An 11,274-nucleotide genomic window follows, 5' to 3' on the forward strand; every position below is an offset into this window, starting at 1 on the left:
CCCCCGGCCCCGGCCACGTCTTCCGCCGCCTCGGCTCCCGCCGTCCCGGCCGCGATGGGTTCGATCCCCGGTGCCTCCGAGGCCGGCGTCGCCACGGTGGCCCGCTCGACCCGCGGAGCGCCCGGCCCCCGTCCCAGCGCACGCCGACGGCCGGCCGTCGGGCCGGGGTCGGGGGGAACGTCGTTCGAGGTCATAGCCCCCGCAGGCTACCGCTACCGCCCGCGCAGCCGACGGACGAGAATGCTCGCGTCCCCGCGGGACTCCAGATCCGCCAGCACCACGGCGACCGCCTCACGGACGATCCGCCCGCGGTCCACCGCGAGCCCGTGCTCACCCCGGAGCACCAGACGCGCGTGCTCCAGATCCATGAGCTCCTCGGCCGACACGTACACGGTGATCTTCTCGTCGTGCCGCTCGCGCCCACTGGGCCGCCGGGCGGGCGACCGGCCCCGCTTGCCGCGCGGCTGCGCGCCACCGGAGGCCTGGGCAGAACCTTCCTGCGCCTCCTGACGTCGCGCGGAGCGCTCCGCGGCGGCCGCCCGGATACGGGACTCGCCGGCCTCCGCGGACTCCGCGTCGACCGCCACGTGCTCGGCCCCGTCGCCGTCCCCGCCCTGCGCGGGCACGGACTGCGGCGCGTCCTCGGCCGCGGCCCCGTCGGACTCCCCCGCGGGAGCCGGTACCCGGGCCTCGCCGTTGGCCCCCCGCCGGGGAGTGGACGCCTGGAGCGCCATCCCCCCTGTCGTACGGAACAGTTCGTCGGCCCCCGGCAGACTCACTCGGCGTGACACCGGGCGAGCACCTCCCTGGCGAGCTGGCGATAGGCGGCGGCACCGACGGAGTTGGAGGCGTACGTGGTGATCGGCTCACCGGCGACCGTGGTCTCCGGGAAGCGCACCGTACGCCCGATGACCGTGTGGTAGACGTGATCGTCGAACGCCTCGACCACACGGGCCAGCACCTCACGGCTGTGGACCGTGCGCGAGTCGTACATCGTGGCGAGGATCCCGTCGAGCTCCAGCTCCGGGTTGAGCCGCTCCTGGACCTTCTCGATGGTCTCCGTCAGCAGTGCGACACCGCGCAGGGCGAAGAACTCGCACTCCAGAGGCACTATCACCTTGTGCGCGGCCGTCAGGGCGTTGACCGTGAGCAGGCCGAGCGAGGGCTGACAGTCGATCACGATGTAGTCGTAGTCGGCCATGAGCGGCTTCAGGGCACGCTGCAATGTCGACTCGCGGGCGACCTCGGAGACCAGCTGGACCTCCGCCGCCGACAAGTCGATATTGCTCGGCAGCAGGTCCATGTTGGGGACCGCGGTCTTCAGCAGGACCTCGTCGGCCGCCATGCCCCGCTCCATGAGCAGGTTGTAGACGGTGAGGTCGAGCTCCATCGGGTTGACACCGAGACCCACCGACAGCGCGCCCTGCGGGTCGAAGTCCACGAGCAGCACCCGCCGGCCGTACTCCGCGAGCGCGGCACCCAGGTTGATGGTCGACGTCGTCTTGCCCACGCCGCCCTTCTGGTTGCACATCGCGATGATCTTCGCGGGGCCGTGGTCGGTCAGCGGGCCCGGGATCGGGAAGTACGGCAGCGGGCGTCCGGTCGGGCCCACGCGCTCACGGCGCTGGCGGGCGGCGTCGGGCGCGAGCGTGGCCGCGTACTCCGGATCGGGCTCGTACTCGGCGTCGGGGTCGTAGAAGTGCCCCTCGGGCAGTTCGTCGTAGTCGGCGAAGTGGTTGTGGGGCGCGCCACTTCCGTCGCCGGCCATGGCGTTCACGTGATGGCCATCCATGCTCTGGTGTGCTGTCCGCAGGGTCTGCGGACTCTGGTGGGCTGCGAAGGTGCGCACCGCGACGGAGCCGACAGCCTCGAACCCCGCGGGGCTCTGGGCCCCGGCAGGCATTCCTGGTTGACCACCCCCGGGAGAAAATGTCGACTCATTCACAAGTCGTCTTACCTCCTTGGTGACCAGGAAACTTCTAGACAAGGTCAGCGTGGCACCATGCCGACGGTTGGCGACTCTATGGCGTGTCGGGTGTTCACAGCAACACAATCCGCCGGACCCGGCAGGATGTGTCGGCAATGAAACATCCCGCTGTCAAGGGCGTACGGCAGTCGCACGGCAGGTTTCGCCGGTGTACGAATCGGTCCAACGGTTACGTTCGACGCGAGTTGACCGAGAGCCGCAAAGTGACCATACACACATCTGGCCGGACCTTGTGGGCAAGGTCCGGCCGCATGTGCCTCGTTGACGCGCCTTGTTGACGTATCGCCTTTACGAAAAGGTGACTTAGCTCTCCGCCGAGGTCAGGGGCTCAGCCGAGCAGCGTCTCGAGCTCGACGTGCTCCAGACCGTGCGCCTCCGCGACCTCCCGGTAAACGACCTTGCCGTCATGGGTGTTGAGGCCCTTCGCCAGCGCGGGATCGCGGCGCAGCGCCTCCACCCAGCCCCGGTCGGCCAGTTCGACGATGTAGGGCAGCGTGGCGTTGGTGAGCGCGTAGGTGGAGGTGTTGGGCACCGCGCCCGGCATGTTGGCGACGCAGTAGAAGACCGAGTCGTGGACCTGGAAGGTCGGTTCGGCGTGCGTGGTCGGGTGGGAGTCCTCGAAGCAGCCGCCCTGATCGATCGCGATGTCGACAAGGACACTTCCCGGCTTCATGCGGGCCACGAGCTCGTTGGTGACGAGCTTCGGGGCCTTGGCTCCGGGGATGAGGACGGCGCCGATGACGAGGTCGGCGTCGAGGACGGCCTTCTCCAGTTCGAGGGAGTTGGACATGATCGCGCGGACCTTGGTGCCGAAGACCTTGTCGGCCTCGCGCAGCTTGTTGATGTCGCGGTCGAGCAACGTGACGTGGAAGCCCATGCCGACGGCGATCTGGGTGGCGTTCCAGCCGGAGACACCGCCGCCGATGACGACGGCCCGCGCGGGCTGGGTGCCGGGGACACCGCCGGGCAGGACACCGCGGCCGCCGACCGAGCGCATCAGGTGGTAGGCGCCGACCTGCGGGGCCAGCCGGCCCGCGACCTCGGACATCGGGGCGAGCAGCGGGAGCGCCCGGGAGGGCAGCTCGACGGTCTCGTAGGCGATCGCGGTGGTGCCCGACTCGATGAGCGCGTCGGTGCACTCCTTGGAGGCCGCCAGGTGCAGGTACGTGAAGAGCGTCTGGTCCTTGCGCAGGCGGTGGTACTCCTCGGCGACCGGCTCCTTGACCTTCAGGAGCAGGTCGGCGGTGGCCCACACCTCGTCGGCGGTGTCCAGGATCCGGGCGCCTTCGGCGACGTACTCCTCGTCCGGGATGGAGGAGCCGACGCCGGCGCCGCGCTCGATGACGACCTGGTGGCCGTGGCGCACCAGCTCGTGCACACCGGCGGGGGTGATGGCCACCCGGAACTCGTTGTTCTTGACCTCGCGGGGGATGCCGACCTTCACGTGGATCACGGTCCTTGGCTCAGAGTGTGTGGGGCAATACAACACATACCCGGGCATGCGTGAGCACACCAGGAGACACCGCAGGAGAAGGTGCGGCAGAGCCAGTCTAATGAAGGTGTTCCCGCTGTCTAGCCTTTCATTGCATCAATCTTCAGCGGATGTACTGCGGATTTCGCAGGCATCAGCAGCGTGTTTCGCATCCTCGGCCTGCTGGAACCCCGGATCCTCCTGGGAAAGCTCCTCCCCCAGCAGCCGTTCGGCGGCGCCCCGGTGCAGCTGAGCGGCCGCCGGATCACCGAGGCGGTCCAGCGTGTCCGCGAGCCGCATCTGGAGCGCGGCCAGCAGCCGGACGTCCTCGGCGCGACGCGCCCATTCCACGGCCTCCTGGCAGGTGCGCAGCGACTCCTCGGGGCGTCCGGCGTACTCCTGGACCCGGGCGAGTTCGCTCAACGCCCGTGCGTGGGACGCCACATCGCCGTCCCTGCGGTGCCCGGCGAGCGCGGCCCTCCAGTTCCTGACCGCCTCGCCGTAGTGGCCCGCGCAGGTGTGCGCGGCGGCGATACGGCCGTACAGCCGGGCGGCCTCGGCGCGCTCGCCCCGGGCCAGCCGCTGGGCGAGGGCCCGGCCGAACCAGTCGGCGGCCCGGTCGTAGTCCCCGAGCTCCAGATGCGCGCCGCCTACGGATTCCATCGCGCGGCCAGTCGCGTACGGGTCGTTCGCCTCGCGTCCTGCGTCCAGGGCCGCCCGGTAGCGGGCCAGCGCCTCCCGGGTGCGGCCGGTCCGGGCGTCCAGGTCGGCGAGGTTCAGCAGGGCGGCGGCCTTCTCGCGGGGCAGGGCACGCCGCTCGGCCACGTCCAGGACGAGACCGTGGAGGACGTAGAGGTCGGGGGCGGCGGCCTGCATGCCGAAGTGGGCCACCATCGCGCGCACGAGCTGCGCCATCAGGCGCCGGGCCAGGGTGTCCAGCTCCCCGTCGGCGACCGCGAGGCGGGCCGCGGCGAGCAGGGCCGGCCTGCGGACGCGCAGCCAGTCCTCGGCGGCCCGGGGGCTCGGGAAGCGCACGGAGCGCGGCATGCCCTGGAGCTTCTCGCGGGCGTCGGGGCTGTCGGTCTCGGTGATCGCGCGGGAGGACTGGAGCAGCCGTACGGTCCGCTCCAGCATGCGGGCCCGGGCCAGCCGGAGCTCGGCCGGGCGGTCCTGGGTGTCGGCGAGGGACTTGAGCAGCGGGTACAGACAGCCGGGGACCTCGTACTGCGGCAGCGGGGAGTCCACGGTGTGCAGCAGGCCGAGCGCCACGAAGTCGTCGAGGGCGGACCGGGCGTCGGCCACCGAGCAGCCGGCGAGCGCGGAGACGGTGTGCGGGTCGAGGAGGCCGGCCGGGGCGAGGGAGAGCAGTCGCAGGGTCCGGGCGGCAGCGGCGGGAAGGGAGGCGTGGACGAACGTGAAGACGCGGCCGAGCGGGCTTGCCTCGTCACTCTCCGCGTGCAGTTGCTTGGCCAGATCGGCGACGGCCGCCTTGGGGCGGGCGGCGAGCCAGCCCCCGGCCAGCCTCAGCGCGGCAGGATGGCCCTGGCACTCCTCCACGAGCCCCTCGGCGGAACGGGGGTCCACGGTGATGCGGACCGACCCGGTGTGCCGGGACAGCAGCTCCAGCGCGGACTTGGTGTCGAGCCCGCCGAGGGTGCACGGGCGGACGTCCGCGATCCCGGTCAGCGGGCCCTTCGACACGGCCACTACCAGGCACTCCGGGGTGTCCGGAAGCAGGGCGTCCACCTGTTCCGCCGACACCGCGTCGTCCAGCAGGACCAGCGCGCGACGGTCGGCGAGGGCCTCGCGGAGCACCGCTGTGAGGTCGTCCTCGGCGGCTCCGGCGGGTGCCCGCACCTCCAGCGCGGTGAGCAGTTCCCGGGCAGCGTTGCCGACCGGTACGGGGGTGCCGTCGGGCTCGCTGAGCCGGACGCGCAGCACCCCGTCGCCGTAACGGTCAGCGACGGTCCGCACGAGTTCCTCGGCGAGCGCGGTGCGGCCGGACCCGGGGCGCCCCGCGATGAGCAGCACGCGTGCGCGGGGTGCCTTGCGGCCGGCGAGCGTGTCGAGTCCCGCGCGTTCGATGTCGGCGCGCAGCTCCTTCAACTCCCGTGTCCGCCCCAGGAATTGGCCCTCGCCGGACACCCGTACAGCGTCTGCGTCCACCGCCTGATCCGTCACGGGCCACACTCCCGTCCCACCGCACGCGCAAAGCCCGCCGGTGACCCCGGTTCGGGCACCAAAAGCCTAGTTCACGCTCTGCAACGTTCCTGGCGGAGCGCGGCGGTGGGGGCCGGAGAGTCCCCTGATCGGATCAACGGTTCATAGGATCGCCGGGCCCGGCAGTACCGCTTGGGGGCGCGGGGAACTGCGCGACCACCCACGACGGACCGTCACCCCGCAGCGGACCGCACACCGAACGGCAGCCCCCGCAGAAACTCAAGCCTCAAAAGGCCGCGCAGGCCACTCCGCCTCAGCGGAACGCAACCCGTCCAGCCCGCCGGAGGCCCGCGCCGCGACCAACGACAGAACCCCCACCACCAGGCAGTTGTTGTGCAGCTCCCCGGCGAGAACCCCCCGCACCAGCTCGTCGACCGGCACGCGCGCGTACTCCAGGTCGATCTCCTCGTGCTCGACCTCGAAGCGCTTGCCGTCGGCCTCGGACAACCCCCGCGCCAGGAAGATCCGGATCGCCTCGTCGCAGCCGCCCGGCGAGGTGTAGACGTCCGTCAGCACCCGCCAGTCCTCCGCCTTGACGTGCGCCTCCTCGTACAGCTCCCGCTGGGCCGCGTGCAGCGGGTTCTCCCCCGGCACGTCCAGGAGCCCCGCCGGGATCTCCCACAGCTTCTGCCGTACCGGGTGCCGGTACTGGCGGATGAGCAGGACCCGGTCCTCGTCGTCGAGGGCGAGGACGGCCACCGAACCCGGGTGGACCTGGTAGTCGCGGCCGACCACGGACCCGTCGGGCATGACCACCTCGTCCGTGCGGACGGAGGTCTTGTTGCCCACGAACGGGGTCTTCGTCGCCCGGATCTCCCACTCCTCGGAAGTGTCCTCGATCGTCATGCCCTGTCCTTCCCCACGTGCGCAAAAGAGGCCGGGACGCCCGCTCTTTGAATGCGCGCGCCCCGGCCACCGTACAACTGTCGTGCTACTTGGAACTCTGCCGCTCGACCGCGGCCTTCACCAGACCGGCGAACAGCGGGTGCGGCCTGGTCGGACGCGAGCGCAGCTCGGGGTGGGCCTGGGTGGCGACCAGGTAAGGGTGGACGTCACGCGGGTACTCGACGTACTCGACGAGCTTGCCGTCGGGAGAGGTTCCGGAGAACAGGATGCCCGCCTTCTTCTCCAGCTCCGCGCGGTAGGCGTTGTTCACCTCGTAGCGGTGGCGGTGCCGCTCCTCGACGTACTCCTTGCCGTCGTAGACCTCGCGGACGATGGAGCCCTCGGCGAGCTTGGCCGGGTACATGCCGAGCCGCATGGTGCCGCCCATGTCCCCCTCACCGGCGACGATGTCGAGCTGCTCGGCCATCGTGGAGATGACCGGGTGGCCGGTGGCGGAGTCGAACTCGGTGGAGTTGGCGTCCGGGATGTCGGCGAGGTTGCGCGCGGCCTCGATCACGATGCACTGCAGGCCCAGGCAGAGACCGAGCAGCGGGATCCTGTTCTCGCGGGCGTACTGGATCGCGCCGACCTTGCCGAGCACACCGCGGTCGCCGAAGCCGCCCGGGATGCAGATGCCGTCGACGTCACCGAGCTGCGCGGCGGCGCCGGCCGGGGTCTTGCAGTCGTCGGAGGTGACCCACTTGATCTTCACGCGGGCCCTGTTGGCGAAACCGCCCGCGCGCAGCGCCTCGGTGACCGAGAGGTAGGCGTCGGGCAGGTCGATGTACTTGCCGACCAGGGCGAGGGTGATCTCGTGGTCGGGGTTGTGGACGCGGTCGAGCAGGTCGTCCCAGGTCGTCCAGTCCACGTCCCGGAACGGCAGGTCCAGCTTGCGGACGACATAGGCGTCCAGACCCTCGCCGTGCACGGTCTTCGGGATGTCGTAGATCGAACGGGCGTCGGGGCAGGCGACCACGGCGGCCTCGTCGACGTCGCACATCAGCGAGATCTTGCGCTTGATCGCGGTCGGCACCTCGCGGTCGCAGCGCAGCACGATGGCGTCCGGCTGAATACCGATGTTGCGCAGGGCCGCAACCGAGTGCTGGGTCGGCTTCGTCTTCAGCTCTCCCGACGGGCCGATGTACGGCAGGAGGGAAATGTGGACGACGAAGACGTTGTCACGGCCGACCTCGTGACGGACCTGGCGGACCGTCTCCAGGAAGGGCAGCGACTCGATGTCGCCGACCGTGCCGCCGACCTCGGTGATGACGACGTCGACCTCGTCGGTGGCCATACGACGGATGCGGTGCTTGATCTCGTTGGTGATGTGCGGGATGACCTGCACGGTGTCACCGAGGTACTCACCGCGCCGCTCCTTGGCGATCACCGTGTTGTAGACCTGGCCGGTGGTGACGTTGGCGGAGCCGTCGAGGTCACGGTCGAGGAAGCGCTCGTAGTGGCCGATGTCCAGGTCGGTCTCGGCGCCGTCGTTGGTGACGAACACCTCACCGTGCTGGAAGGGGTTCATCGTGCCCGGGTCGACGTTGAGGTACGGGTCGAGCTTCTGCATCACGACGCGCAGGCCCCGCGCCTTGAGCAGCATGCCAAGGCTGGAGGCGGTCAGCCCCTTGCCGAGCGAGGAGGCGACACCCCCAGTGACGAAGATGTGCTTGGTCGTCGTGGCTGTGCTGTTTCGAAAAGCAGCGGTCATGGCCAAGAGGGGGCTCCCGTGGTCGCGATCTGGAGGTGCGGTTCGGGGGTCAGGCGCCCACCGGTCCACGGGCTACCAGGGTATCAGCGCCTCGGGGAGATGGCTTCCGGCCACGCTCCGCACACACACCGACACGGACCCGCACGAAGACACCCGTTCCTCACCCGTTGCTCACCCGTTCGGCCCAGCCGCGTTGCCCGGAGCGGCACACAGATCATCTACGTGCGTCGTATCCTGCTCGGACACTCACTGCCGAGCCCGGCCGGAAACACGGGACCACCCCCACCCGTAGGCCCCGGAACAACGAGAGCTCGTCAGTTCGTTGAGCAGCAGTTGTCGTTTTGCCTCACAGCGGCAGGACTGTTTTGCTTCACCGCTCAACGACGCATTACAACGACCCCCTTGACCGCACCAAGCGACAGCCCCCTTTCCTGAAGGGGGTGACGTGGCCGTTCGACTGGAGTTGCACGTGGCCGGGCGCATCGAAGACTACGCACTCATCGGAGACATGCAGACCGCAGCCCTGGTCTGCCGGGACGGCACGGTGGACTGGCTGTGCCTGCCCCGCTTCGACTCGCATGCCATCTTCGCCGGCCTGCTGGGCACCGAGGAGCACGGTTTCTGGCGGCTCGGCCCGGCGCACGCGGCCGACGCCGAGCCCCCCACCGCCGCCCGGCGCACCTACCGCGGCGACTCGCTGATCCTGGAGTCGGAGTGGGACACCTCACGCGGCACGGTCCGGGTGACCGATTTCATGCCCCCGCGTGACGGCGCCCCGCAGCTGATCCGGATCGTCGAGGGCGTCTCGGGCCGGGTTCCCATGCGCTCGGCCCTGAGAATGCGTTTCTCGTACGGCCGTGTCGTCCCCTGGGTCCACAAGCACGAGGGCCGCACGGTCGCCGTCGCGGGCCCCGACTCGGTGTGGTTCGACACCGACTGCGAGACCTACGGCAAGTCCCTGACGACGTACTCGGACTTCACGGTCGCCCCGGGTGACCGGATCGCCTTCACCATCTCCTGGCAGCCCTCGCACAAGGAGCCGCCGTCGCTGCCGGAGCCGGAGCAGTCGCTGGAGGCCACCGAGGACTTCTGGCGCGAGTGGGTCGAGCACTGCACGTACCACGGCCCCTACCGCGAGGCCGTCATCCGCTCGCTGATCACCCTCAAGGCGCTCACGTACGCCCCCACCGGCGGCATCGTCGCGGCCCCCACGACCTCCCTCCCGGAGGACATCGGCGGCGTCCGCAACTGGGACTACCGCTACACCTGGCTGCGCGACGCGGCCATCACCCTGTCCTCGCTGCTGCGCACCGGCTACCGCGAGGAGGCCCGCGCCTGGCGCGAGTGGCTGCTGCGCGCGGTCGCGGGCGACCCCGAGAACCTCCAGATCATGTACGGCATCGCGGGCGAGCGCGAGCTGGGCGAGGCCGAACTGGACTGGCTGCCCGGCTACGAGAACTCCGCCCCGGTCCGGGTCGGCAACGGCGCCGCGCACCAGCTCCAGCTCGACGTGTACGGCGAGGTCACCGAGGCTCTGCACCTGGCCCACATGACGGGCCTGTCCCGCAACGACTACGCCTCCCTGCTCCAGCTCAAGCTGATCCGCTACCTGGAGGACCACTGGGACGAGCCGGACGAGGGCATCTGGGAGGTGCGCGGCCCGCGCCGGCACTTCGTGCACTCCAAGGTGATGGCCTGGGTCGCCGTCGACCGCACCATCAAGCTCATCGAGTCCGGTGACGCGGACGGCCCGCTGGAGAAGTGGCGCGAACTGCGCGACGACATCCACCGGGACGTCTGCGAGAGGGGCTACGACAAGGAGCGCAACACCTTCACGCAGTCCTACGGCTCCAAGGAGCTGGACGCCTCCCTGCTGCTGATCCCGCAGATGGGCTTCCTGCCGCCGGACGACAAGCGGGTGATCGGCACCATCGAGGCCATCCAGCGCGAGCTGTCCACCCCGGACGGCTTCATCCTGCGCTACCCGACCTCCAGCGGCGACGAGAACGTCGACGGCCTCCCCGGTGACGAAGGGGCCTTCCTGGCCTGCTCGTTCTGGATGGCGGACGACCTCGCGATGATCGGCCGCGTGGACGAGGCCCGCAAGCTCTTCGAGAAGCTGCTGTCCCTGCGCAACGACCTCGGTCTGCTCGCCGAGGAGTGGGACCCGCGCCTGCAGCGCCAGGTCGGCAACTTCCCGCAGGCCTTCAGCCACGTCCCGCTCATCGACACGGCCCTGCGTCTGACGGCCTCGGGGGCGTACGGCGGCTGAGCCGTACCGGCGGCCGGGCGCGCCTCGGGTAGCGTCCGGCTCATGGACAGCGGCACGAACAGCGGTTTCGACACCCAGGGCGCCGGGATCACCGTGCAGCGCGCGCTGGAGCTGCCCGGTCTGCGCAGCGGGCTCCCGGAGATCCTCGCGGGCGCGGACCGGCTGCACCGGACCGTGCGCTGGGTGCACGCGGGCGAGGTGCCGAACATCGCCTCCCTGCTCAAGGGCGGGGAACTGCTGCTGACCACCGGCTACGGGCTCGGCACCCGTCCGGCCGAGCAGCGCGCGTTCGTGCGCACGCTGGCCGAGCGCGGCATCGCGGCCCTGGTCGTCGAACTCGGCCCGCGTTTCACCCGGCTGCCCGCGGCCCTGGTCGACACGGCCCGCTCGACCGGCCTGCCGCTCGTCCAGCTGCACCGCGAGGTGCCGTTCGTGGCAGTCACCGAGGAGATCCACACCGAGATCGTCAACGGCCACTACGCGCTGCTCCAGCGGGCCGAGGAGGTGCACCGCCGCTGTACCGAGGCCCTGCTGGGCGGTGGCGGCATCCCACAGGTCCTCGGCATCCTGGCCGACTTCAGCGGCAACCCGGTCTTCCTGGAGACGACCGACGGACAGCTCCTGTACGCCGCGGGCGAGGGCACCGAGGGCGCCGATCCGCTCCAGGTGTGGGAGGGGCTGCGCGGACAGCACAAGGACACGCCACCGGCCGGGTCGGTCCTCGTGGA

At 70.5% G+C, this 11,274-nt stretch carries 8 protein-coding genes and 1 pseudogene; 2 read left to right on the top strand and 7 right to left on the bottom strand.

Annotated elements, in window-relative coordinates:
* The 7 genes and pseudogenes from EHS43_RS47105 to EHS43_RS25010 form a co-directional block, all read right to left on the bottom strand.
* A pseudogene (locus EHS43_RS47105) lies at positions 1-194 on the bottom strand (segregation/condensation protein A); the annotation flags it as partial.
* A gap of 18 nt (positions 195-212) precedes the next feature.
* On the bottom strand, positions 213-791 hold the full coding sequence (locus tag EHS43_RS24985) for a hypothetical protein (protein WP_125193004.1): 579 nt from the start codon (positions 789-791) through the stop codon (positions 213-215).
* Positions 776-1,903 (bottom strand): ParA family protein, encoded by a 1,128-nt coding sequence (locus tag EHS43_RS24990; protein ID WP_125193005.1) that lies wholly within the window; start codon positions 1,901-1,903, stop codon positions 776-778. Before EHS43_RS24990 ends, EHS43_RS24985 begins: the two co-directional genes overlap by 16 nt.
* Before the next feature lie 412 nt (positions 1,904-2,315).
* Complete coding sequence (gene ald / locus EHS43_RS24995; protein ID WP_125193009.1) at positions 2,316-3,431, bottom strand: alanine dehydrogenase; 1,116 nt, start codon at positions 3,429-3,431, stop codon at positions 2,316-2,318.
* Between the two features lie 144 nt (positions 3,432-3,575).
* Complete coding sequence (locus tag EHS43_RS25000) at positions 3,576-5,639, bottom strand: tetratricopeptide repeat protein (RefSeq protein WP_125193006.1); 2,064 nt, start codon at positions 5,637-5,639, stop codon at positions 3,576-3,578.
* A gap of 258 nt (positions 5,640-5,897) precedes the next feature.
* Positions 5,898-6,524, bottom strand: a complete 627-nt coding sequence (locus tag EHS43_RS25005) for an NUDIX hydrolase (protein WP_125193007.1) — start codon at positions 6,522-6,524, stop codon at positions 5,898-5,900.
* 85 nt (positions 6,525-6,609) lie between these two features.
* On the bottom strand, positions 6,610-8,274 hold the full coding sequence (locus EHS43_RS25010) for a CTP synthase (protein WP_125193008.1): 1,665 nt from the start codon (positions 8,272-8,274) through the stop codon (positions 6,610-6,612).
* Between the two features lie 469 nt (positions 8,275-8,743).
* Between EHS43_RS25010 and EHS43_RS25015 the strand changes: the two genes are divergently transcribed.
* The gene (locus EHS43_RS25015; protein ID WP_125193010.1) at positions 8,744-10,546 is read left to right on the top strand and encodes a glycoside hydrolase family 15 protein; all 1,803 of its coding nucleotides are present in this window, start codon (positions 8,744-8,746) and stop codon (positions 10,544-10,546) included.
* A gap of 42 nt (positions 10,547-10,588) precedes the next feature.
* Positions 10,589-11,274, top strand: a 686-nt coding sequence (locus tag EHS43_RS25020; protein WP_185806393.1) for a PucR family transcriptional regulator ligand-binding domain-containing protein, incomplete at its 3' end; no start/stop codon positions are given.

The sequence above is a fragment of the Streptomyces sp. RP5T genome (genome assembly GCF_003933965.1).
Classification (GTDB): Bacteria; Actinomycetota; Actinomycetes; order Streptomycetales; family Streptomycetaceae; genus Streptomyces.

Bases quoted from the DNA above. Each gene is read 5' to 3' on its own strand.
- EHS43_RS24990 (WP_125193005.1), bottom strand. From the start codon at position 1,903: ATGCCTGCCGGGGCCCAGAGCCCCGCGGGGTTCGAGGCTGTCGGCTCC.
- EHS43_RS25010 (WP_125193008.1), bottom strand. From the start codon at position 8,274: ATGACCGCTGCTTTTCGAAACAGCACAGCCACGACGACCAAGCACATC.
- EHS43_RS25005 (WP_125193007.1), bottom strand. From the start codon at position 6,524: ATGACGATCGAGGACACTTCCGAGGAGTGGGAGATCCGGGCGACGAAG.